A 24753-nucleotide genomic window follows, 5' to 3' on the forward strand; every position below is an offset into this window, starting at 1 on the left:
CTTTGCACCATATTAAAAACAACTTAATTTGAAACGTATACTTCTAACCCTGCTCGTTATTGTATCGCACAAAAGTGTGGCACAAATTGCTACAATAAACGATACAATTGTTCTTTCCCGAACTCAAGCTGAGGCTTTGTTTTTGGAAAAAAACATTTCTCTTATTTCCGAAAAACTAAACATCGACATTGCTGATGCACAAGTTATTCAGGCTAAATTATGGCCGAATCCTACTCTTACAATTGGTGAAATCAATCTTTGGCACAATGCCACAGCTGCTGAAGTTCCTCCGCTTTGGGGAAATTTCGGAAAAACATCTCAAGTTACAGCAGAATTAGAACAACTGATTCAAACTGCAGGAAAACGCAAAAAGATGATTGCCATGGAAAAAGTTGGCGTTGATATCGCCAAAGAATACTTTAAAACTTTTTTACGAAATCTAAAAATTGAGTTTAGAGGTAATCTTACTGAACTGCAATATACGCAAGCACAGGAAGCCATTTATACAAAGCAACTTTCGTCGATGCAAACTTTAATCAAAGCTTATAGCAATCAGGTTGCACAAGGCAATGTTGGCAGAGGCGAATACATTAGACTAAAAGCTTCCGAATTACAATTCGTAAAAGAAATCGCTGATCTCAAAAAAGAAAACAATTCATTGCAAAAAGAACTTAAAGTCTTAATGAATCTTCCTGCGACAAGCTTTATCAAACTTACAGATGAAGGTTTTGTTCCTGATAATAAAAATATCGACAACATAAATCTGGGCAATCTTATGGCTTCCGCAGTAGAAAATCGTCCTGATATGAAGGTTATTAAACTTGGAAACGATTACAACGATAATAAATATAAATATGAAAAGGCAATGCGAACGCCAGACGTTACACTTGGTATTAGTTACGACCGTGGTGCAAGTACGATGAATGATTTTGTGGGACTTGGTTTTGCGCTCGATCTTCCGTTTTTTAATAGAAATCAAGGAAATATCAAAGCGGCTAAAATAGCAATCGATCAAGGTAAATTACTTGCCGAAGAAAAAACTATAAGTGTTAAAGCAGAAGTTTTACAAGCTTATGAAGATTTAATTGTGACAAAAAAATTATACGAAAGTGTCGATGCTAATTACGAAGCAGATTTAGACAAACTTCTGGAAAGCTATCGCAAAAACTTCATGCAACGAAACACAAGCATGTTAGAATATCTTGATTTTGTTGATGCTTATTTAGACAACAAATCGATTCTGTTAAACTCTAAAAAAGATCTTAATAAAAATCTTGAAGAACTGCGTTATATCGCCGGTCAGGAAATCAATTAAATCTAATTCTCTAAAAAAATAATAACAAACATAATGAAGAAACTTATTTTACTCCCGATACTTGGGTTAATGCTCGTTTACGGATGTGGCAAAAAAGAAGAAATCAAAGATACAAAAGAGGAAAAATTTTGTATTGACAAAAACTTAAAAGAAAAAATCACAATCGAACCTGTAGAAAAACGTGCGGTTACGGAATCTATAAACCTTACCGGAAATATAACTTATAATGGCGATCACGTAGTTCAGTTTAATAGTCTTGTTGAAGGTATTATTACCAAAACTACTTTCTCATTGGGCGATTATGTGAGAAAAGGACAAGTTTTGGCAGAAATAAAAAGTACGGAATTAAACAATATGCAATCTGAGAGTAAATCATTTCAATCTCAAATAGCAGTCGCACAACGCAATTTGCAAGCCACAAAATCAATGTTTGATGACGGAATCTCTTCACAAAAAGATTTAATGCAAGCACAAAGCGAATTGGATGTTTTAAAATCTTCTCTTGAAAACGTAAAAGCAAATCTTGCCATGTTTAGTGCAAGCAGCGAAAGAGCCGTTTTCCAAATAAAAGCGCCAACTGAAGGATATATCGTAGCAAAAAATATTAGTCCGGGAATGCAAATTACAGATTCCAGCGAACCTCTTTTTACTATTTCTGATCTTAAAGAAATCTGGGTTTTGGTAAATGTATATACCAGTAATCTGAAAAACGTAAGCGAAAATATGTTGGTTGATGTTACAACTCCCGCATATCCCGGAGAAGTTTTTAAAGGGAAAATAAAAATGATGGCCAAAGTTTTTGATGCTGAAGAACATGTTCTAAAAGCAAGAATTGTAATGGAAAACCAGAACTTAAAATTAAAACCCGGAATGACCGCTGATATTATTATCGATAAAAGTAAAGGTGGCGAAATGTTAGCTTCGGTTCCTGCAAAAGCTGTCATTTTTGATAATAATCGCGATCATATTTTGATCTACAAAGACGATTGTACAATCGAAACCAGAGAAATTAATCCTGTTATAAAAAACAACAACTGGGTTTATTTTGATAAAGGAGTTAATGAAGGTGAAATGGTGATTACTAAAAATCAACTGTTAATTCACGAACGATTAAAAAACTAATTATCCCTAAAAACGGATAAATACCATACAAGACATGAAAAAATTTGTACAAGGTCTGGTTGCTTTCTCGCTAAAAAACTCCCTTATAGTTTTTTTCCTGACAGCCATACTACTAGTCGCCGGAATAGTTAGCTATATCCACACGCCCATCGAAGCTTTTCCCGATGTAACGAATACAAGAGCAAGAATCATTACGCAATGGCCTGGAAGAAGTGCCGAAGAAGTAGAGAAATTTATCACGCTTCCGATTTCGAAACAAATGAATACAATTCCTAAAAAAGCTGAAGTACGCTCTATTTCGCTTTTTGGATTATCAGTTGTAACGGTTTTATTTGATGATGATGTTGAGGATTTTTACGCACAACAATATGCTTCAAATCGCCTTAGCGGATTGGATTTACCGGAAGGTGCAGATGTTGATATTGAACCACCATCCGGAGCAACGGGTGAGATATTTAGATATGTAATCAAAAGTGATTTACCTATTAAGGAAATCAAAGCCATTCAGGATTGGGTAATCGAAAGAGAACTAATCGCTGTTCCTGGAGTTGCCGATGTAGTGAGTTTTGGTGGAGAAGAAAAAAACTTCGAAATCAAAATTAATCCAACGCAACTTGAAAATTATAATTTATCGGCACTTGATGTTTACGAAGCTGTTTCTAAAAGTAATGTAAACGTTGGTGGAGATGTTATTCAACGTGGCGATCAGGCTTACGTGGTAAGAGGTGTTGGTTTGATTAATAAAGTAGAAGATATTGGAAATATTTTGATCGAAACCAAAGGTTCATCGCCAATATTAGTAAAACACGTTGCCGAAGTTTCAATATCTGCCAAACCAAGATTAGGACAAGTTGGTTTAGATGGTGATGATGATGTTGTAGAAGGTATTGTCGTGATGTTGCGTGGAGAAAATCCGGGTGAAGTTATCAAGAGACTTAAAGACCGTTTGGCTGAAATTAACGAAAGAGTTTTGCCGGATAATGTAAAAATAGTTCCGTTTATTGATCGTACAAAATTGGTAGATACAACGGTAAAAACGGTTACAAAAAACCTTGTAGAAGGGATTTTATTGGTTTCGTTAATCGTATTTATTTTCCTTTATAACTGGAGAACTTCATTGATTGTGGCTTCTGTGATTCCGCTTTCGTTTTTGTTTGCAATTGTAATGTTGCGAATTCAGGGATTACCAGCGAACTTAATTTCTATGGGAGCTCTGGATTTTGGATTGCTCCTCGAAGGAACATTGGTCATCGTCGAGCAAGTATTTGTATCACTCGAGAAAAAAGCACATAAAGTAGGAATGGAACGCTTTAATAGTATGAGCAAAATGGGGCTTATCAAAAAAAGTGTTGGTAGTGTTGCTACTTATATTTTCTTTGCCTTGATCATTTTGATTGTTGCTTTGATGCCAATTTTCTCTTTCACTAAAGTGGAAGGAAAAATGTTCTCTCCCCTAGCCTTTACGTTAAGTTATGCGCTTTTAGGATCGTTGATTTTATCTCTTACGTATGTTCCTGCAATGTGTAAAGTCATGTTGACGAAAAACATTGTAGAGAAAGAAAATATGATTTCGCGCTTCTTTAGAGAAAATCTGTATAAGTTATTTCAATGGAGTACGAGACATCGCAAAACAACATTATATGCTTTCTTAGGTTTACTGGCAATATGTTGTGCTAAGTTCGCTTTTTATGGTTCAGAATTTATTCCGAAATTGAATGAAGGAGCAATTTATGTACGAGCAACTTTGCCTAATAGTATCAATCTTGATGAAGCCGTTCGACTTACAAAAGAAATGAAAGGCAAAATCAGGAAGTTTGAAGAAGTAAAATTCGTTCTGACACAAACCGGACGACCAAATGACGGAACGGATCCAACCGGATTTTTTAATATTGAATTACACATCGAATTAAAACATCAGGACGAATGGAAACGTGACATTAGTAAAGAAGAACTGATAGCCGAGATCAAGAAAGAACTTGATGTATATCCCGGAATTGGTTTTGGATTTAGTCAACCGATTCAGGATAATGTTGAAGAATATGTTGCGGGAGTAAAAAGCCCGTTGGTGATAAAGATTTTCGGAAATGATCTTTTTCAATTGGAAGAAATGGCTGCAAAAGTTGCCAAATCTATCAAAGATGTAAAAGGAATTGAAGATATAAATGTCTATAAAAATATCGGTTTGCCTGAATTAAGAATTCAGCTTGACGACGAAAAAATGGCGCGTTACGCGATTACAACCGCCGATGCGCAAGCCGTAATACGAATGACAATTGGAGGACAAGCAGCAACTAAATTCTATGACGACGAAAAGATTTTTGATATCACTTTACGTTTTGAAAAAGAATATCGTGACTCAAAAGAAAAAATTGAAGATATTTTGATTCCAACCATGAATGGTAAAAAAGTTCCGCTAAAAGAAATTGCTACCGTAGAATATAAAACGGGACCAACTTTTATTTATCGTGAAGGAAACAGTCGATATATTGCCGTAGGTTTTAGTATTGAAGGACGAGATTTAGGAAGTACAATTGATGAAGCACAGAAAAAAGTAGCTGCCGAAGTAAAACTTCCAAAAGAAAATACAATGAAATGGGCAGGAGAATTTGAAAGTAAAGAAAGAGCTTCTAAACAATTGGCAATGATTGTTCCTGTAGTTTTAGTATTGATTTTATGCTTGTTATATTTCAACTTTGGGAATTTCAAAGATACTTTAGTTGCCATTAGCGCAATGCCTTATGCTTTTATTGGAGGATTCTTGTCGCTTTGGGTAACAGGAACCGTATTTGGAATCTCGGCAGGAATTGGTTTTATTATTCTGTTTGGAGTCAGTGCAATTGATAGTATTGTCCTCATCGGAATGATTAGAGAAAATATGCGAGCCGGAATGCACCTTAAAGATGCAATTTCAAACGGAATTTACAGCAGAATTCGTCCTATTGTCATGATTGCTCTTATGGGATCTTTAGGATTATTGCCCGCAGCATTATCAACCGGAATGGGTTCTGAGGTTCAAAAACCATTAGCCATAATGATTGTTGGCGGATTGATAACCTGTATGTTTTTATCATTGACGGTATTGCCTCAAGTATTCTACTTGGTATATCGCAAAAAAGACGCTGGTTATAGTGATTCAAAATCTTAATCAAATCTAAATACACCTTTGAACAATATGTTTAAAGGTGTATTTTTTTATTATGCCAATAACTACTCATCATGAAATACAGCTATTATTTTGCGATAATTTCTTTCTTATTAATTTCTTGCGAATCAAAAATTCCCATTGAAATTAAACAAAATGAATCTAAGGAAATGGTACAAATTATTCCAAGTTCAGTAAAAGACAGCGTTCTTATAGCTATCCCAACAGAATTTGAAATAAAAATAAATTCTTCTGTTAAATATATTACCTGGCATTATGTAGGCGATGGAAAAACCTTGTGGAATGATGCTTTTGACTATCAGATTTATGAAGCATCACCATTATATCAATTGGATGTTTATGAAATATTCACGCAGAAAAAGACTCGGATTATTAAAAAAGAAAGAAAACATCTTATTGCTCTAAAAGAAGCTTTATCGTTATTAAAAAAATACAATGCTCAATCTTTGGATAATTTAAAGTTTGGAGAAATCATAAAACTGAGCTCTTACGATAAATTCAAAAAAGAAAATAAAGTGTTGGTTGATGATTTCAGAAAAATTAATGACTCGATTAAATTTAGGGTTATGAAAGGAGATGGAAGTTTTTTTTATTTGCGTAAAAAAATCGATTGGTAATTTCTTCAAATATTTAGAGCGACAATCTATATAAATAAATCTTAAAATTTAAATTTCGTTTTGAATATATGTAGTTAACTACATATATTTGTCAAAAAATATTCTCACGGCTTGATATAACTTAAATCGGCGGTGCTTGAAATACAAAAAACGAATGAAAAACAATACACCTCAAACCACTTCAGAAAATACCATTAAAATTGAAAAAGTTCAAGATCACAATCTAATTGAAACTGCATTTGCCATTAGAAGACAAGTTTTTGTAGAAGAACAAAACGTGTCGCCAGAACGTGAATCAATGGATGATGATGAAGCAATTCATTATTTAGCAACAGTAAACGGAGAACCAGCCGGAGCTGCAAGATATCGAAAAATGGAAAAAGGCGCAAAAATTGAAAGAATTGCGGTTCTAAATACCTTCCGTGGAAAGCGAATTGGGGAAGCTATTTTATTAAAAATTCTAGACGATTTAAAAAACGAAGAGAAAGTATATTTATACGCTCAGGTAAATGCAAGTCAGTTTTATATTAAAAACGGATTCAAACAAACTGATAATTATTTTCTGGATGCCGGAATTGAGCACGTTGAAATGGATTTTATAAAATAATTTTTATTAAAAGCTCCGGAGGAGCAACATATTTATAGCAAATATAAAATATTCAAAACAGAGCCCCAGCGGAGCGATACCGAATACAATATATATCACCCGCCGCCGCGGATTCTGAAAAACACAATACATGAATTCTATAAATATGTTGTCCCTCTGGGACTTACTATATTAATAATAATCTAACACATATTGTTCAGATACTCAAAGATTTTTTAAATTCTGATGGTGATGTTCCTGTGCTTCGCATAATGAATTTATTAAAATGACTACTGTCAATAAATCCTAAGTCATTGCTGATTTCTGAAAAAGTCAGATTGCTTTTGCTCAGTTTTTCTGTTACAACTTTAAGTTTAGTTTGTTCGATATAATCTCTTAAAGTAATATTTAAGTGAGTTTTAAAATATTCGCCAATGTAATTAATCGAAACATTAAAATGATTGGCCATTTCTTTTTTCTTCAGCAGATGCGGGTTCGCAATATTCGATCTGATATAACTTAAAATAGTATCAATCTTTAAAACTTCGGTGGTTTGAAACTCTAGATTGCTTTCATTTATAATTGCATTTCTTCGGATTATTTGAATTAATGACATCATCAAACTCTTGATTATGATTTCGTTTTGACCTTTTGGTTTAGCTACTTCATCCAGAATTTTTAGAATAACAATTTCGCAAAACGTTTTATCTTCTTCCAGGAAAATTAGATTTCCATTGGTTTGATTGTGATAATAAAACAACTTTTCGATTTCTTCAATTTCTTTTTTATTCGAAAAAAAACTAGGCAAAAAACGCAGACAATGAAACTTTGTTGGTTCAAGTGTTTTGAAAGAATGATAATCCTTTGGCGTAAGCAAATAAATATCATGCTTTTGATAATTATGAGGAATCGAATTTAGTATATGATTTCCGGTTCCGTATTCTATATATAATAGTTCGAAAAAATTATGTCGGTGGACTTCCTTTTTCCAGGTAAGTTCTTCGACCGAATAAATTTCGAAATCTTTGTATATAAAAAACGTGTCTTTCATAATCCTATATTTTTACAAATATAACCTATATTTTTACATCAATTAATGATCTTGAACCTATTTACTTTGCATCAGAAATTAAAACCTAAAATACTACAATATGAACTCAGATACAATAAAAATAGGAATTCTTGGAATTGGTGGAATCGGCGGATTTGTTGGCGCACCTTTAGCCAAAAAATATAAAAACACTTCGACAAATATTATATTTATATGTCGAGGCGAAACTAAAAAAGCGATTCAAAATGATGGTTTATTATTTGAATCTAAAGGTATAACAGAAACTATATTTCCAGATTTAACATCAGATAATCCAACAGAAATTGGTGTTCTGAATGTACTGATTCTTACTTGTAAATCTTATTCTATAAACAATATATTAGAAACTTATAAAGATTGCATAAACGATGAAACAATTATAATCACTTTGCAAAATGTGGTCAATGCCAAAGAAATAATTCAGAAAACTTTACCAGAAGCTAATCATATTATGGAAGGTTGTATTTATGTAGCTTCGAATGTAAAGAAACCAGGGCACATTCAGCATGTTGGCGGACCTGGAAAAATTTTCGTTGGAGGAAAAGAAAACAAAGCATTGATTGATTTATTAATTGCCGGAGGTTTAGACATTACATATGTTGCCAATATCAACGAAATTTTATGGAAGAAATATTTATTTGTTGCGCCAGTTGCTGCAATAACGTCGGCATATAAAGTTACGTTTGGTCAACTTCTCGAAGATCAAAATCTAATGCACATTCTGGAAAACATGATGATCGAAATTCAGTCACTTGCCGCAAAAAACAATATCATTTTGACGAATGAAGATATTCAAATTTCTAAAGATTTATTGACTAAATTTCCGTTTGAATCTAAATCGTCTCTTCAATTGGATTTTGAAAATCATAATCAAACCGAGAAACAATTTTTAGTGGATTATGTTATTGAAAATGCTGTTAAATACGGAATTGAAACTCCTTATTATAATGGCGTGAATGAAAAAATAAATACTCTTTATGGGGTTTCTTAACATGAGAGTAAGAGTTTTATCTTAACTTTGTTGATCAACTTTAGTAAATTAACATCATGCAAGCAATTAACATCACAGCATATATGGAAGACGCTTCTCAAATAGAAGCTGTAAAAGCTTTTATGAAAGCGCTAAAGATAAAGTTTGAAATAGCGAATGTAAAATCCTATGAATTATCTGCTGAACAACAGGAAATTTTAGATAGTCAAATTAATTCAGACAAAAATTTATATACAGATGCTGAATCTATATATACTGATCTAAAAAAGAAATATGAATTATAAGATTATCGTTTCTCCAATTGCATTAAAAAACATTGAAGAAGCTATTGAATATTATATTTTAAAATCAACTAAAAAGGTAGCTCTAGACTTTCTTAATGACTATAAAAGTATTTATAAAGCTTTAAAGATAAATCCCTTCTATCAATTTCACGACAACAATTATCGATTTTTACCTTTTAAAAAGTTTCCATACGTAGCTTTTTTCATTGTTGACGAATTATCAAAAACTGTTTTTCTAAATGCAATTTTTCATACTTCTCAACATCCTGAAAAATATCCCTCAAAATAAAAAAGTATAGACGGGTTAAAACTAGAAATCTTATAAAAAAAGATATTTTCTCGCTTAGCCCTGATCGAAACGGCATCCTTTTATCCGCCGCGGCGGATAAAAGATATAGTGTAGAGCAGGAAAAGAAGTCTTGAAATATCAAAAATGTTCTGCTCCTCAAAAAAAATAAAATTAAAAAAACCTTATAATTAAAGGCTTTTAGAAGTTTTTAATACTTGTCTATACAACAATAAGAAAATATTATGACAAAATTATTTCATTATTAGAAAAACCGTCATACATTTGCTTAACGGTGTTAAACAATTTAATACTCATTAAAAATGGCAAGTAAAGATCGAATTTTAAGACAAAAAGAAGAAACAAGAACTAACATTCTTGAGGCTGCTTATGCTATCGTTAAAGAAGAAGGATGGCAAGGTCTGAGCATGAGAAAAATTGCTGACAAAATTGAATATACGGCTCCTATTATTTATGAATACTTTTCAAATAAAGATGCCATATTAAATGAACTAACCGGAAAAGGTTTTCTTAAGCTGGCGAAAGAACTTCAGCAAGCTCGAGATAAATTTGAAAAACCCGAAGATCAATTAGAAGCCATGTGGATGGCTTATTGGGATTTTGCTTTTACAGATACCGAAATGTATCAGGTAATGTTTGGTGTGCAAATGAACTGTTGTTCTCAAAGATGTTCTGCTGCCGAAGCACCATATAAACTGTTTACTGCAGTTATTGGTGAAATAATGAAAAACAGTAATCCAAGCGAAGATATAATCAAACAAAAGTACTTTACTTTCTTCTCTGTTATTCATGGTTTAATTGCAATCAATATCATTAACAAAAGTGATATTATGGCAACTATAAATGCTCAAATCTTAAAAGATGCCATTAGTGGTATCATAAAATCAATACAATAAAAAAAATTTCATTTTTACTTAACAGTGATAAATGATTTAATTAAGTAATATAAAGTACTTTTGCACATACTACTTAACAACGTTAGATAATTTAATAGAGTAATATGGAGAGTTTTTTTCTCGTTTTACTTAACAGTGATAAATAATTTAATACCAATTACAGAATAGAATTGGAAGGCATCATCGTATGAATTTCTGTACCAATTCACTTAACAACGTTAGAAAATTTAATAGACTTAAATATGAATGCCGAAAATGTCAGAATACCACAAAATTTAAATAATAAGAATGTCCAACAAATTAAAACCAATATGAAAATGAAAAATGTAATTATAACCAGTTTTATTCTGGCACTTGTGTTAAGCAGTTGTGCAGATAAGTCGCAAGCTCCAGCAGCTCCAGCGCCACCATTATTACCTGTTTTAGCAATATCAAGCGAGAACACTACTACAGATGCTGAATATCCTGCTTCGATACAAGGAACTGTTGACGTAGAAATTCGCCCACAAGTAAGCGGAAACCTTGAAAGAGTTTTTGTAGACGAAGGGGCTTACGTAAATAAAGGTCAAACTTTATTCAAAATAAACGAACGTCCTTTCCGTGAGCAATTAAACAATGCTTTAGCAAATCTCCATGCTGCCGAAGCTGCTTTAATAAACGCAAACTTAGAAGTTGATAAATTAACTCCTTTAGTTCAAAACAAAGTAGTTTCTGATTATCAATTAAAAACTGCTAAAGCTTCTCAAAAAATTGCCGCTGCAAATATCGAACAAGCAAAAGCAATGGTAGGATCTGCCAAAATTAATTTAGGATATACAAACGTAACAGCCCCTGTTAGTGGTTACATTGGGAGATTACCTAAAAAACAAGGAAGTTTAGTTTCTGCAACAGATGTTGAACCTCTAACAAATTTATCTGATGTTCATGAAGTATTTGCTTACTTCTCTTTAGGAGAAACAGATTTCATCAACTTTAAAGCACAATATGCTGGAAGCAGCCTTGGCGATAAAATCAAAAAATTACCTCCTGTTACTTTAATATTAGCAGATAACAACGCATATCCTCAAACCGGAAAAATTGATATGGTTGACGGTCAATTTGACAAAACTACCGGAGCGATTACAATTAGAGCAACTTTCCCTAATGCTGGCGGAACTTTACGTTCAGGAAACACAGGAAGAATTCGCTTAGGTCTTCAACATGACGATGCTATTTTAGTTCCACAATCGGCTACGGTTGAAATGCAGGATAAAGTATTTGTTTTCACCGTAGGAAAAGAGAATAAAGTAAACAAAATGCCTATTACAGTTATTGGTAAAAGTGGTACAAACTACCTTATCAAAGACGGTGTAAAATCTGGTGATCAAATTGTTTTAAGCGGTATCGATAAACTTCAGGAAGGACAAGTAATTCAGCCTGAAAAAGCATCTACTGCAAAAGTTGCCCAAATAATTAATAAAAAATAATTTTTACGAAAATGTTCAAAATATTTATACAAAGACCTGTACTGGCAACCGTAATCTCCATTTTGTTGGTGATCCTGGGTGTACTTGGACTTACGAAATTGCCCTTACAACAGTTTCCTGATATTGCGCCGCCATCGGTTTTGGTAACAGCGGTTTATCCGGGAGCTAACGCAGAAACGGTTCTACGTTCTGTGGCACCATCTCTGGAAGAATCTATAAATGGTGTTGAGAACATGACTTATATGAGTTCTACAGCCAGTAATGACGGATCTCTTGCTATTACAGTTTTCTTTAAATTAGGAACTAACGCAGATCAGGCAGCGGTAAACGTACAAAACAGAGTTGCTCAGGCAACAAGTCAATTGCCTACAGAGGTTGTACAACAAGGTGTAACGACTGCAAAACAACAAAACAGTTTCATCATGGCGATTGGTATGTATACCGATGATGAGTCAAAATACGATCAGACTTTTGTTGCCAATTATGCTCAAATCAATATTATTCCAGAGATCAAACGTATTCCAGGAGTTGGTTCTGCAAGTATTTTTGGAGGTGTAAAAGATTACTCTATGCGTGTTTGGTTGAATCCAACACAAATGTCAACTTACAAAGTGACGCCAAACGAAATCATGAGCGCTATTCAGGATAAAAGTTTGGAAGCTGCTCCGGGTAAATTTGGAGAAAGAAGTAAAGAAGTTTTTGAATACGTTATTAAATACAAAGGAAAATTAACCAAACCAGAAGAATATGAAAATATTGCTATACGTTCTAATGCAGATGGTTCAGTACTTCGCTTAAAAGACGTTGCGAGAGTAGAACTTGGCGCTTATTCATACAACAGTTTAACCCGATTAAATGGGAAAAAAGGAGTTGTAATTGGTATTATTCAGTTAGCAGGTTCTAACTCAAATGATATTCAGGTTGCGATTAACAAATTGATGGTGAAAGCCTCAAAAGATTTCCCAAAAGGAATTAAACATAACATTTTCTATAGTACAAAAGTATCTCTGGATCAATCTATAGAACAAGTTGAACATACTTTAATCGAAGCATTTATATTAGTATTTATTGTAGTATTTATATTCCTGCAAGATTTTAGATCAACATTAATCCCGGCTATTGCTGTACCTGTAGCAATTTTAGGAACGTTCTTCTTCATGCAGTTATTCGGATTTTCGATCAACCTTCTTACGCTTTTCGCTTTAATTCTGGCGATTGGTATTGTGGTAGATGATGCGATTGTGGTCGTCGAAGCCGTGCATGCTAAAATGGAGCACAAACATTTGTCTCCAAAAGTAGCAACTCATGAAGCAATGCACGAAATAACGGGTGCTATTATCTCGATTACGCTGGTAATGGCTGCTGTATTCCTGCCGGTTGGTTTTATGGAAGGCTCAACAGGAGTTTTCTATCGTCAGTTTGCCTTTACGATGGCGATTGCAATTGTAATCTCAGCAGTAAACGCTTTAACTTTAAGTCCTGCACTTGCTGCTTTATTCTTAAAAGACAATCACGGAACAAATGGTGATGGATCTCATGAGAAAAAAGGATTTAAAGAGAAATTCTTTAACGGATTCAACAAAAGTTTTGATTCCCTAACCAACCGTTATGTTGGAGGTTTGAAATTCTTAATTCGTAACAAATGGGTTAGTTTAGGAGGTTTAGCTTTAATTACATTTGCAACTATTGTAATGGTTAAAACAACTCCAGCAGGATTTATTCCAACAGAAGATCAAGGATTTATTGCAATTGCAGTAAACACACCTTCAGGAACATCACTTGACGGAACTCAAAAAGTAATGACTCAGGCAGAAAATACTTTAAGAGGTTTAGACGCATCACGATTTGTAACAGCAATTTCAGGTTTCAACTTATTGACCAACTCTACAAGTCCATCTTCAGCAGTAGTTTTTGTATTGCTTAAACCAAATGAAGAGCGTGGAGAAATCAAAGACATCAACAAAATTATGGCTGATGTTCAAGGAAAATTAGGAGCAATTACTGGAGGAAGTTTCTTCGTATTTAGTTTCCCAACCGTTCCTGGATTTAGTAACGTAGAAGCTTTAGATTTAGTTCTGCAAGATAAAACTGGAGGAAAACTGGATAAGTTTAGTGGAATTTCTCAAACCTTCATCGGAGAATTGATGAAACGTCCTGAAATTGCAGTAGCATTTACCTCTTTCAAAGCCGATTATCCTCAATTACAATTGGATATCAATGACGAAAAAGCAAATCAATTAGGTGTGAATGTAAAAGATATTTTACAAACCATGCAAACCTATTTTGGTAGCGCGCAAGCCTCTGACTTTAACAGATTTGGTAAATATTACAGAGTTGTTGTTCAGGCCGATATTGCTGACAGAGCAGATCCGTCATCAATTGACAGAGTTTTTGTGAAAAACAAAACTGGCGAAATGGTGCCAATAAATACTTTAGTAAAACTAAGCCGTATTTATGGTTCAGAAACCGCTTCGAGATACAACTTGTTTAATTCGATTTCGATTAATGCAATCCCGAAACCTGGATTTAGTTCCGGAGACGCCATTAAAGCAATTGAAGAAGTTGCAGCACAACAATTACCTGCAGGTTATAGCTATGAATTCTCAGGACAAACCCGAGAAGAAATTGCATCAGGAGGTCAATCAGCAACAATTTTCTTACTGTGTTTGATATTCGTCTATTTCCTACTTGCTGCACAGTATGAAAGTTACATATTGCCATTGGCTGTAATCTTATCAATTCCTGCAGGTATTTTTGGAGTATTTGTTGCCATCGGATTAACAGGAATCGAAAACAACATTTATGTACAAGTTGCATTAGTAATGCTTATTGGACTGCTCGCCAAAAACGCGATTCTAATCGTCGAGTTTGCCGTCCAAAAGCGAAAATCAGGTCAGGCATTAGTTAAAGCTTCAATAGATGCTGCCAAACTACGTTTGCGACCAATTATCATGACGTCACTAGCTTTTGTTGTGGGATTAATCCCGATGATGAGCGCCACAGGACCGTCAGCACAAGGTAACCACTCTATTAGTATTGGTGCCGCCGGAGGTATGGTTTCCGGAGTAATCCTTGGGTTGTTAATCATCCCTGTTTTATTCATCGTATTCCAATATCTACAAGAAAAGGTTTCTGGAAAACCAGTAGCCGTAACTCATAACGAAGAAAAATAAAAATGGAAAACTATATAACGACAATCCTAATAGCCATAATTGCCGGCATTGGATACATATCCTATAAAATCTCAAAAGATCTTGATAATAGAAAAGATACTTGTACAGAAATTTAATGACAAAACATAAAATGAAAAATTATATAACCAAAATCGTGATGATCGCCATTTTGATCACGACTATAATATCCTGTAAAGTTTCGAAGGATATTGAAACTCCAAAAGATGCATTTCCTGAAAATTTCAGGAATGCATCGGTTTCAAAAGATACAACAAGTATTGGAGATGTGGAGTGGAAAAACTTCTATACCGAAAAAGATATTATTCAATTGATTGATAGCGCCGTTGCAAGAAACAATGACTTGCAGATTGCTGTTAAAAACATCGAAATTGCACAATACAGATTCACACAATCAAAATGGGGAAATGTTCCTCAGGTTAATTTATCTGTAACTGCAAGCACAAGCAATCCGTCAGACAATAGTTTTACAGGAAAGAATTTAGGTCAGGCTTTAGGCCAAAACCATATTGACGATTATTCTGCAGGAGCAACACTTTCGTGGGAAGCTGATATTTGGGGAAAAATCAAAAATCAGAAAAAAGGAGCTTATGCAGGTTACCTTCAATCAGAAGAAGTAAAAAAAGCATTGCAAACTACAATCGTAGCCAATGTTTCTAAAGGATATTACAATCTTTTGATGTTGGACGCACAATTAGAAATCGCCAAACAAAACTTTAAATTAAATGATAGTACAACAAATATCATTAAATTAAAATACGATGCTGGTCAGGTAACTACATTAGCAATTCAACAATCTGAAGCACAAAAATTAGTTTCAGCACAATTGATTCCTCAATTAGAGCAAAATATTGCGATTCAGGAAAATGCACTAAGTGTTTTGACAGGAGCTTTTCCAAATTCAAAAACAAGAAGCATTCGTTTGGCAACTTTAGAAGTTAAAAATAACAATGCAATCGGAATTCCGTCTTCATTAGTAAGCAGAAGACCAGATGTAAAAAGCGCCGAATTAGCTTTGAAAGCAGCAAATGCAAATGTTGGAATTACAAAAGCCGACTTATATCCGTCGCTTAAAATTACCGCTCAAGGCGGAGTAAACTCGTTCGAAACCAGTAATTGGTTCAACATTCCGGCTTCATTATTCGGAACCGTTGCAGGAGGTTTAACACAACCTTTGTTGAACAATAAAAAGGTAAGAACACAATATAATATTGCCGTTGCCGAAAGAGAAAAAGCAGTTTTAAGTTTCAGACAATCTGTTTTGGTTGCTGTTAGCGAAGTTTCTGATGCTTTAGTAAAAGTTGAGAAATTACAACAACAAGAATCATTTCTAAAAGAGCGTGTAAAAACTTTGCAACAAGCTATTAAAAATGCCAATTTGTTATTCAAAAACGGTATGGCCGAATATCTGGAAGTTCTTTCAGCGCAAGAAAATTTATTGCAAAGCGAACTAGAACTGGCAAACATAAAAAGAGAGCAACTTTCTGCCAATACAGATTTGTATCGCGCATTAGGCGGTGGTTGGAAATAATACCCGTTAATTATTTATTTTTTGAGATGAAAACGCTGTGAGACTTTTAGTTTCATGGCGTTTTTTTTGTTGTTGAGATATGGCACGCGGATGATACGGATTCGCTATCGCGAAGACGCGGATTTTTATTTTTATTTTTATTAATGTGATAATGATTGTCGATATACTTTGTGCTCCTTCGACTTCGCTCAGGATGACACACGTGATTATTTAAAGTTTCCTATTGTCAGTCTGAGCGAAGTCGAAGACCCGCAACGTAAACAACCTGTATTAAATAAAAAATCAGTAAAAATCCGCGTCTTCGCGATAGCGAATCCGTGTCATCCGCGTCCCATCTCTTCACTTTATTTCTTTAATTTTCATATTTAAGTAAAAATGAATTTCAAATTATAAAAAAAAGGAATACTTTTAAAATAAAATTCCTACTATCAATACATTCAAACTATGAAAAAAATTGCATGCATCGCTCTCTTCGCTTTACTATTCACAAACTGTAAAAAAAGCATTTCCGATGAAGAATTAAAATCAGAAAAAAAACCAGTAACAACCAATATTACTGCAAAAGAAGAAAAAGAGGAAAAAGAAGATTGCAAAGATATTGAAGTAGAAATGGGATCCGGAAAAGAGTGTATCATAACAAATACAGATCTTGAAAAAGCTTACGGAAATATTATCAAAAAGAAAGAAGTAGAAGAAACAGAATATTTTCTAAGTGCAATTCCAAGTAAAAACGAATCTGTTGATGTAAATAAAAAAGGATTAATCTCAATTGATTATGAAATCACTTCAGGCAAAAAAGTTGCTATTACGATGAATTATGAAGGCGGAGTAACAGAAGTTACTCTTGAAAAAATAAATGATACTATTAAAAAAAGTATCTATCATTACGCTGACTAAAATAAATTATACAAAAAAGTATAAAAACCTTTTGAATGAAACTGCTATATAACTTTTACGTTTTTAGCAGTTTTTTTATAATAATTAAATACTTTTGATAGTATATAATATTCCGTAAATGTCAATCAATCAAACCAAATATCTCCACGATTTAAAACTAAAATTCGAAAGCTACGCTCCTATTTCTGAACAATCCTGGCAATTGATTGAAAATATTATTGAATTTCAATCAATAAAAAAAGGAGAAATACTTTTGAGAAATGGTCAAATCGCAAAAGAAATTCATTTTATAGCCAAAGGTGCTTTGCGAGCTTTTATCACCGATGCTGCGGGAAATATTTATAACAAAAACATTTTTCTTGAAGGCGATTTTGCAGGTTCTAAAGCTTCATTATTGCAACTAACTCCTTCTGAATTTACGATAGAAGCACTTGAAGATTCTACTTTGATAAACCTCAATTATAAAAAGTACAGAACATTAATTGACCAAAATGATGATCTGAAAAACTATTATATCGCCTATTTAGAAAAAAACTGGGTAATAGAAAAAGAACAACGCGAAATTTCGTTAGTGATGGAAAACGCAACCGAAAGATATCTGCATCTTTTATCTAAACATCCGGATATTTCAGAGCGAATTCCGTTACTTCATATTGCATCACATTTAGGAATTACACCAACACAATTAAGCCGAATTAGAAAAAGTCTCGAAAAAGATTTGTAAATCAACATATGTAAAGATTTCGCTCGAAATCACAACTTATCTTTGTCTTATATTTTTATAATTAGTATCAAAATGAAAGATCTAAACTTAATCGAAGATAACATAAACAATCTTACCGGATTATGGAAAACCGTTGGCGCTCCTTTCCTATCCTATCATAAAAATGAAACTTTCGAATATTGCAAAATCGAAAATTCAGGCTGGCCAAATAAATTGTGGTTTCGTAAAGATATTTCTAAAAAAGACCTTCCACAAATTATCAAAACTATGCAAACAAATTCAGGCTTAGTTTTACCCTATTGGAATATCTTCGGAACAAAATCCTATGAAATATTGGAAGCCTATGGTTTTGAAATAAAAACCGAACAAGTAGCAATGGCGCTTAAATTAGATCAAAAATTTACACTAGAAAATAAGCTAAGTTTTAAAAGAGTTTCTACTGAAAAAGATGCTAAAATTTGGGCAGATTTATATCCAAATGCTTTTGGTTACGTGATCAGCAAAGAAATCCTGATTCACAATCATGATGATGTTCATTTTTATTTGGTTTCCATAGAAAATCAGCCAATTGGTACTTTCATGCTTTATCAAACCCAAAACAATATCGGAATTCATGGCGTTGGCGTAATCCCCGAAATGCGCAGAAAAGGCTTTGCCGAAGAAATCATGAAATTCGCCCTTAATCTTTCTATAGATTTAAAAGCAGATTATGCTTTGTTGCAAGCTTCTGCAATGGGAAAAGATATTTATACCAGATTAGGTTTTGAGGATTTGTTTGTGATTAAGAATTATGTTTTGAAAGAGTAATAAATGGCACGCGGATGACGCGGATTCGCTATCGCGAAAACACGGATTTAAAACGGATTTTTCTTTTTTTATGTGCCTTTTTATACGCTCATTTTTATGTCATCCTGAGCGTAGTCGAAGGACACGTGAGAAGCTCGACAATCAAAATCACCAATCTTTGTAGAGTTACTTGTGCGTCCTTCGACTACGCTCAGGATGACAAACCATGTGGTTACAGAATCAAAAAAAATCTTTACTCTATAATCTTTATCCTTTACTCTTTCCTCTAAAATCTAAAATCTAAAATTCCCCAACTTGTCCAAAATGCCCCTAAAATAGTCGTAAATAAGTATTCTATCAGAAAAATAAGATTTGTAAGTTTGTAATACATTAACTGATAACCATTTAAAAATAACAAATTATGAAGAAAGCAAAAATTATTTTTTGGATTACAACTATTATTATTTTCTTATTTGAAGGCGTTATGCCAGCATTATTTTCCCAAAGTCAGGAAGCAAAAGAAGGAATCAGACATTTGGGATATCCTGAATATTTTGGAAATGCATTAGTTGTTTTTAAAATATTGGGAGTTTTAGTGCTAGTGATTCCGTCAATTCCTAAAAACATAAAAGAATGGGCTTACGCCGGATTTGGTTTCGATTTCATATTCGCATCAATAAGTCATGCTGCAGTTGACGGCGTTAATTTTCAGTCGTTTTTTCCATTAATATTTTTAGTGATACTGGCGATTTCATACCATTATTATCATAGAATTGAGCGATACAAGAATATCGCTCTGTAAACTTTTAAAGTGATGATAGAAGTTTTCAAAACAAATGTTCAGGAAGTTGAGCAATCCATTATGATTGTGGGTAAACTTCTTGAACATCTCCCAAATAGCGCGATCAATTTTGATTTAGAAGATTGCGACAAAATTCTGCGAATCAATGCTGCTTCTATCTCCAATCAAAAAATAATAGAACTTCTGGGTTCTTACGGTTACCATTGTGAGGTACTTTTATAATTCATAAAAAAACACAATATACTGATTATCAAAATTTTAAATTTTTATTGTACTTTTGAAATACTATCAATCTTCAAATTTCAAAAAATGAATTTACCAATCAATCATCAAACAATAATGCCTTATCTAATCTTAGATGGCGCTTCTGAATTTATTGATTTTACTCAGAAAGTTTTCGATTCAGAAAAATCTAGTACAAACGTTTTACGCAATGACGGAACTATTATACACGCTGAAATTATCCTTCACGGAAGTACAATAATGGTTGCTGATCAAACAAAAGACTGGACAAAACATAATTCTAACTTGTTTGTCTATGTTCCTAATGCAGACGAAACTTACCAAAAAGCATTAGATCACGGTGCCACAAATTTAATGGGTTTGAGCAATCAGGATTATGGCAGAACATGTGGTGTAACAGATCCTTTTGGAAATGTTTGGTGGATAACATCCATTATCGAATAAAAAACACAACCTCTAAATCACAAAAAATGGATGCAGCAATTCAAAAAGATACAGTTGAAACATTTAAAAACCTAAATGCGATACTTTCTTTATTTTCGCAAGAAGAATTTAATATTGTTCCTGCCAAAGATAGTTGGACTGCCGGACAAACGGCTCAACATCTTGTACTTGCCTGCTCCGGTTATCCTCAATTATTTCTGGGGAAAACCGAAGAAACCGACCGACCTTATCATGAAAAAGTCAAAGATATTGAAGCATTATTTTTAAACTTCGATATAAAGATGGATGCGCCGGAATTTTTAAAGCCGGAACTTATTGATTACGACAAAGATTCAATATCAGCTATCTTTCTTAATACCGAAGCGGATCTATTACTTGCTACAGAAACTTTAGATTTATCACAAACGTGTCTTGATTTTGAACTTCCCGGTTTTGGAAAATTTACTATTTTTGAATGGATTAGTTTTGCTTTGACTCATATTCAAAGACATACAAAACAGTTGAATGACATTTATAAACAAGTTTCCAAATCTTAAATCATTATATGAAGTCTAAATCAGGAAGTATATTTTTAGCAGGTTTAATTGCGGGAACACTAGATATTCTCGCAGCAATCTTTTTCTATGCCGTTCTATTTCAAAAAACAACTGCCATAAAAATTTTGCAATCTATTGCAAGTGGAATTTTCAAAAAAGAAGCTTATAGCGGCGGCTCACAAATGGCGTTATACGGATTGTTATTACACTATTTTATAGCTTTTGTTTTTGCCTGGTTTTACTTTACGATATATCCATATTTCACATTCTTAAAAAAGAATACGCTTTTATCCGGAATCGTTTATGGAATCTTCGTTTGGATTGCAATGAACTTAGTTGTATTACCGGTTGTATTTCCAGTTTTACCAGAGAAACATTTAGACTTTCCATTAATATTATCAATCCTGATTCTGATTTTCTGTATCGGAATACCGATTGCCTTTCTAAACAAAAAATACCATTCTTTACAGAAATAATTTTCAAACTTAAATTTTTCGTTCCAGACAACAACCTGAAACGTGAAACCTGAAACAAAACAAAAAAAGCGAAACCTAATAATCTTGGTTTCGCTTTTTTTTAGCTGATTAAAACTTATTGCTAAACTTTTGTTCTTCCTGTTACTAGTGAAATAACAAATAATACTAAAAATATAAAGAATAAAACTTTTGCAATGCTAGCGGCTCCGGCGGCAATTCCTCCAAAACCAAAAATTCCGGCTACTATAGCCAAAATTATAAATGTGACTGTCCAACGTAACATAATCCTGAATTTTAAATTTATAATAAAGACTTTTAAAGTCTGATTTGTTTGTTACTCAAAGTTCCTTCATTCGATACAAAACCTTTAACTCAAAACGTTAATTTTTTATCGCAATCAACTATAAATCAAATTTTTGAGTTAATTTTATAATTCCCCCTTTTCGTTTCAAAATTCCCACATAAATGCTTTTGAGTTAACTTTTTGATCGATTGGATTAATCGTCACTTGATTGATAAAGTAATTTTAGATAAAAATTTTAGCAGTATAGAAATAGCCATAATAGAGACATAATTTACATGTCATATTAAAACTAAACGACTTATTAAACGAACTAAAACAACATCCCCATGAAAGCGATATCAAATAAATCTAAAATAGTTTTTCTTTCTACATTTCCTCCAACGCAATGTGGAATAGCAACTTATACACAAGACACAATAAAAGGAATTAATGATGTATTTGGTAAATCCGTTACTTGTCAAATTTGTGAATTGGTCGATAAACCAAAAGCAAATCCAACACAAGCCTACACTTTAAACACAAGAAATAAAGAAGAATATACTAAAGTTGCGCATGAAATCAACAAAGACAAATCAGTAAAATTGATTCATATTCAGCATGAATTTGGTTTATTTGGAGGTAATTATGGAGACTATTTATTAGATTTTTTAAATGAAGTCAAAAAGCCGCTTACTTATACTTTTCACAGCGTAATCCCAAACCCGAATGACGAATTAAAAACTTTCGTGAAATTGCTGCTTTCTTATAGCAATTCGGTTTTTGTGATGACCAATCAATCAAAAGAAATTTTAATGAGAGATTATGGCATCAAAGAAGACATAATTACTTGCGTACCACACGGAACTCATATTGTAATTTATGAAACTCCGCTACAAGCCAAAGAAAAATTTGATATTCAGGATAGAAAAGTATTATCAACTTTTGGGCTTTTAGGAGAAGGAAAAAATATAGAAACAGGTTTACAAGCTTTGCCAAAAATTGTCGAAAATACTCCAAATGTTCTTTATTTAATTATTGGAAAAACACATCCAAATTTAATAACAGATGGCGTTGATGCTTATCGCGATAAATTGGAAGGTATTGTTAAAGAATTAAAACTGGAAAATAATGTTCGTTTTATAAATGAATATCTCGATACAGACGAACTTTTGGATTATCTAAAAGCTACAGATATTTATCTGTTTACGTCAAAAGATCCAAATCAGGCTGTAAGCGGCACTTTCTCTTATGCAATGAGTTGCGCTTGTCCAATTGTAGCTTCAAAAATTCCGCATACATTAGAAGTTCTAACTCCGGATTCTGGAATTCTGGTTGATATTGGAAACGTAGATCAGTTTTCTGAAGCTGCCATTAAATTACTTTCAGATGAAAATCTAAGAGAAGAAATGGGGAAAAATGCATTTAGAAAAACGCGCGCTTCTTCATGGGAAAATGCAGCAATCACACACATGAATACTTATAAAGAGCTTTTCGAAAGTCCTTCTGAAATAAAATATACCTATCCTTCAATTCAGTTGAAGCATATCAAAAAAATGACAACCGATTTAGGTATCATTCAATTTAGCAAAATCTCAATTCCAGATCTTGATTCAGGTTATACATTAGACGATAATGCGCGTGCTTTGATTGCTCTTTGCATGCATTATAAATTGACGCAAGACAAAGACGATTTAGCTTATATCTTGATTTATTTAGATTTTATTGAACGTTGTCAACAACCAAAAGGTGATTTTATCAATTATATAGATCAGGAAAACCGCGAACATGTGGAGCAAAATGCCGAAGTAAATTTAGAAGATTCAAATGCAAGAGCAATTTGGGCTTTAGGAACAGTGGTTTCAAATGCTGCTATTTTACCTGAAGCTATCACCAAAAAAGCTACAAAATGTTTACTGAATTCTTTAAAATGGGCCGAAAATATTCAATCGCCACGCTCTATTGGTTTTGCAACAAAAGGTTTGTATTTATATCACACCGCAGTTCCTAACTTATATGTTGCCGCGATTATTAATAAATTGAACGCTAAATTGCTTTCTAATTATGAAATTCACGCTTCAAGCGATTGGAAATGGTTCGAAAATTATATGACTTACGGAAATGGAATTTTACCGGAATCAATGCTTTATGCTTTTTTAACAACGAATAAACCAATCTATAAAAAAGTAGCTTTGGATTCTCTTGACTTTTTAATGTCGAAAATGTTTAAGGACAAAAACTTTAAAGTAATTTCTAACAACGGATGGTTACACAGAGATTCAGAAGCAGATGTAAACGAATATGGAGAACAGCCAATTGATGTTGCTTACACAATTCAAACCCTAAATTCGTTCTATAATGCATTTGGCACAGCCGAATATAAAAACAAAATGAAAATCGCTTTTAACTGGTTTTTAGGCAAAAATCATCTTAACCAGATTATGTATAATCCTGTAAGCGGCGGTGGTTATGACGGACTGGAAAAAGAAAATGTCAATTTAAATCAAGGTGCAGAATCTACAGTATGTTATCTTACTGCAAGATTAATCATGGAAAACCTTAAATTAGCAGAAATAAAAGTAATTCCGTTAATGAAAAACAGAAGCGGCGTTGCAATAAATTCATAAAAAATCAAATAATAATAATAATAATAATAATAATAATAATAGACTGACCAAAATTGCTATTAAACCCAGAAAATCCCTTTTAACGAAGGGATTTTTTGTTTTTGCCAATCCCGATACCTATCGTTAAAAAGAATCTAAAAGAGTTTTTAGTTTTTCAGCCTTGTATATATTTATACAAAGTCCCAGCGGGACATCATATTTATAGAAATTTATAAATCATTTGAAAGAACCCCATCGGGGTGAAATAACAATTTATTACATTATAAAAATATATCGCTCCGATGGAGCTTTTAATCCTCCTGATCTTTGTGTTTCTATAAATACGATGCTCCGCTGGAGCATTAAATAAAAAATCTACTTTGTGAAGTTTTTGTTTTTA

At 33.1% G+C, this 24753-nt stretch carries 23 protein-coding genes; 21 read left to right on the plus strand and 2 right to left on the minus strand.

Annotation, left to right across the window (positions count from 1 at the left end):
• Positions 1-28 precede the first annotated feature (28 nt).
• The 5 genes from CLU81_RS01910 (at position 29) to CLU81_RS01930 (ending at position 6824) form a co-directional block, all read left to right on the plus strand.
• Entirely contained in the window at positions 29-1315 is a 1287-nt protein-coding gene (locus CLU81_RS01910; protein WP_099708286.1) for a TolC family protein, read from the plus strand.
• A gap of 33 nt (positions 1316-1348) precedes the next feature.
• Complete coding sequence (locus tag CLU81_RS01915; RefSeq protein ID WP_099708287.1) at positions 1349-2437, plus strand: efflux RND transporter periplasmic adaptor subunit; 1089 nt, start codon at positions 1349-1351, stop codon at positions 2435-2437.
• A 34-nt stretch (positions 2438-2471) separates the two neighbouring features.
• Positions 2472-5582, plus strand: a complete 3111-nt coding sequence (locus tag CLU81_RS01920; protein WP_099708288.1) for an efflux RND transporter permease subunit — start codon at positions 2472-2474, stop codon at positions 5580-5582.
• A 71-nt stretch (positions 5583-5653) separates the two neighbouring features.
• Complete coding sequence (locus CLU81_RS01925) at positions 5654-6217, plus strand: hypothetical protein (RefSeq protein ID WP_099708289.1); 564 nt, start codon at positions 5654-5656, stop codon at positions 6215-6217.
• Positions 6218-6371: 154 nt separating this feature from the next.
• Positions 6372-6824 (plus strand): GNAT family N-acetyltransferase, encoded by a 453-nt coding sequence (locus CLU81_RS01930; protein ID WP_099708290.1) that lies wholly within the window; start codon positions 6372-6374, stop codon positions 6822-6824.
• A gap of 196 nt (positions 6825-7020) precedes the next feature.
• Here CLU81_RS01930 and CLU81_RS01935 read toward each other — a convergent pair whose 3' ends face one another.
• A complete protein-coding gene (locus CLU81_RS01935; RefSeq protein WP_099708291.1) occupies positions 7021-7854 on the minus strand; it encodes an AraC family transcriptional regulator in 834 nt (277 codons plus the stop codon).
• Between the two features lie 100 nt (positions 7855-7954).
• Between CLU81_RS01935 and CLU81_RS01940 the strand changes: the two genes are divergently transcribed.
• The 15 genes from CLU81_RS01940 (at position 7955) to CLU81_RS02010 (ending at position 21467) form a co-directional block, all read left to right on the plus strand.
• The gene (locus tag CLU81_RS01940) at positions 7955-8884 is read left to right on the plus strand and encodes a ketopantoate reductase family protein (RefSeq protein WP_099708292.1); all 930 of its coding nucleotides are present in this window, start codon (positions 7955-7957) and stop codon (positions 8882-8884) included.
• Between the two features lie 56 nt (positions 8885-8940).
• Entirely contained in the window at positions 8941-9168 is a 228-nt protein-coding gene (locus CLU81_RS01945; protein WP_099708293.1) for a hypothetical protein, read from the plus strand.
• Positions 9158-9457, plus strand: a complete 300-nt coding sequence (locus tag CLU81_RS01950; protein ID WP_099708294.1) for a type II toxin-antitoxin system RelE/ParE family toxin — start codon at positions 9158-9160, stop codon at positions 9455-9457. Before CLU81_RS01945 ends, CLU81_RS01950 begins: the two co-directional genes overlap by 11 nt.
• 320 nt (positions 9458-9777) lie before the next feature.
• Positions 9778-10371, plus strand: coding sequence for a TetR/AcrR family transcriptional regulator (locus tag CLU81_RS01955; RefSeq protein ID WP_099708295.1), 594 nt, complete (start codon positions 9778-9780; stop codon positions 10369-10371).
• A 242-nt stretch (positions 10372-10613) separates the two neighbouring features.
• Positions 10614-11837 (plus strand): efflux RND transporter periplasmic adaptor subunit, encoded by a 1224-nt coding sequence (locus CLU81_RS01960; RefSeq protein WP_099708296.1) that lies wholly within the window; start codon positions 10614-10616, stop codon positions 11835-11837.
• An 11-nt stretch (positions 11838-11848) separates the two neighbouring features.
• Entirely contained in the window at positions 11849-15010 is a 3162-nt protein-coding gene (locus tag CLU81_RS01965) for an efflux RND transporter permease subunit (RefSeq protein ID WP_099708297.1), read from the plus strand.
• A gap of 130 nt (positions 15011-15140) precedes the next feature.
• On the plus strand, positions 15141-16559 hold the full coding sequence (locus CLU81_RS01970; protein ID WP_099712639.1) for a TolC family protein: 1419 nt from the start codon (positions 15141-15143) through the stop codon (positions 16557-16559).
• A gap of 444 nt (positions 16560-17003) precedes the next feature.
• Entirely contained in the window at positions 17004-17456 is a 453-nt protein-coding gene (locus CLU81_RS01975) for a hypothetical protein (protein WP_099708298.1), read from the plus strand.
• A 118-nt stretch (positions 17457-17574) separates the two neighbouring features.
• Complete coding sequence (locus CLU81_RS01980; RefSeq protein WP_099708299.1) at positions 17575-18180, plus strand: Crp/Fnr family transcriptional regulator; 606 nt, start codon at positions 17575-17577, stop codon at positions 18178-18180.
• Between the two features lie 72 nt (positions 18181-18252).
• On the plus strand, positions 18253-18987 hold the full coding sequence (locus CLU81_RS01985; protein WP_099708300.1) for a GNAT family N-acetyltransferase: 735 nt from the start codon (positions 18253-18255) through the stop codon (positions 18985-18987).
• Positions 18988-19387: 400 nt separating this feature from the next.
• Positions 19388-19768 (plus strand): DoxX family protein, encoded by a 381-nt coding sequence (locus CLU81_RS01990; protein ID WP_099708301.1) that lies wholly within the window; start codon positions 19388-19390, stop codon positions 19766-19768.
• A 12-nt stretch (positions 19769-19780) separates the two neighbouring features.
• A complete protein-coding gene (locus CLU81_RS01995) occupies positions 19781-19990 on the plus strand; it encodes a hypothetical protein (protein ID WP_099708302.1) in 210 nt (69 codons plus the stop codon).
• Positions 19991-20077: 87 nt separating this feature from the next.
• Positions 20078-20455, plus strand: a complete 378-nt coding sequence (locus CLU81_RS02000) for a VOC family protein (RefSeq protein ID WP_099708303.1) — start codon at positions 20078-20080, stop codon at positions 20453-20455.
• 26 nt (positions 20456-20481) lie between these two features.
• Positions 20482-20991: a DinB family protein gene (locus CLU81_RS02005; RefSeq protein ID WP_099708304.1), complete on the plus strand. Its 510-nt coding sequence runs from the start codon at positions 20482-20484 to the stop codon at positions 20989-20991.
• Positions 20992-20999: 8 nt separating this feature from the next.
• Positions 21000-21467, plus strand: a complete 468-nt coding sequence (locus CLU81_RS02010) for a DUF1440 domain-containing protein (protein ID WP_099708305.1) — start codon at positions 21000-21002, stop codon at positions 21465-21467.
• Positions 21468-21588: 121 nt separating this feature from the next.
• On the opposite strand, the gene CLU81_RS02015 is transcribed toward CLU81_RS02010, so the two are convergent.
• A complete protein-coding gene (locus tag CLU81_RS02015) occupies positions 21589-21750 on the minus strand; it encodes a DUF1328 domain-containing protein (RefSeq protein ID WP_099708306.1) in 162 nt (53 codons plus the stop codon).
• A gap of 347 nt (positions 21751-22097) precedes the next feature.
• Between CLU81_RS02015 and CLU81_RS02020 the strand changes: the two genes are divergently transcribed.
• Positions 22098-24374 (plus strand): glycosyltransferase, encoded by a 2277-nt coding sequence (locus tag CLU81_RS02020; protein ID WP_099708307.1) that lies wholly within the window; start codon positions 22098-22100, stop codon positions 24372-24374.
• Positions 24375-24753 lie beyond the last annotated feature (379 nt).

The sequence above is a fragment of the Flavobacterium sp. 9 genome, from assembly GCF_002754195.1.
Classification (GTDB): Bacteria; Bacteroidota; Bacteroidia; order Flavobacteriales; family Flavobacteriaceae; genus Flavobacterium.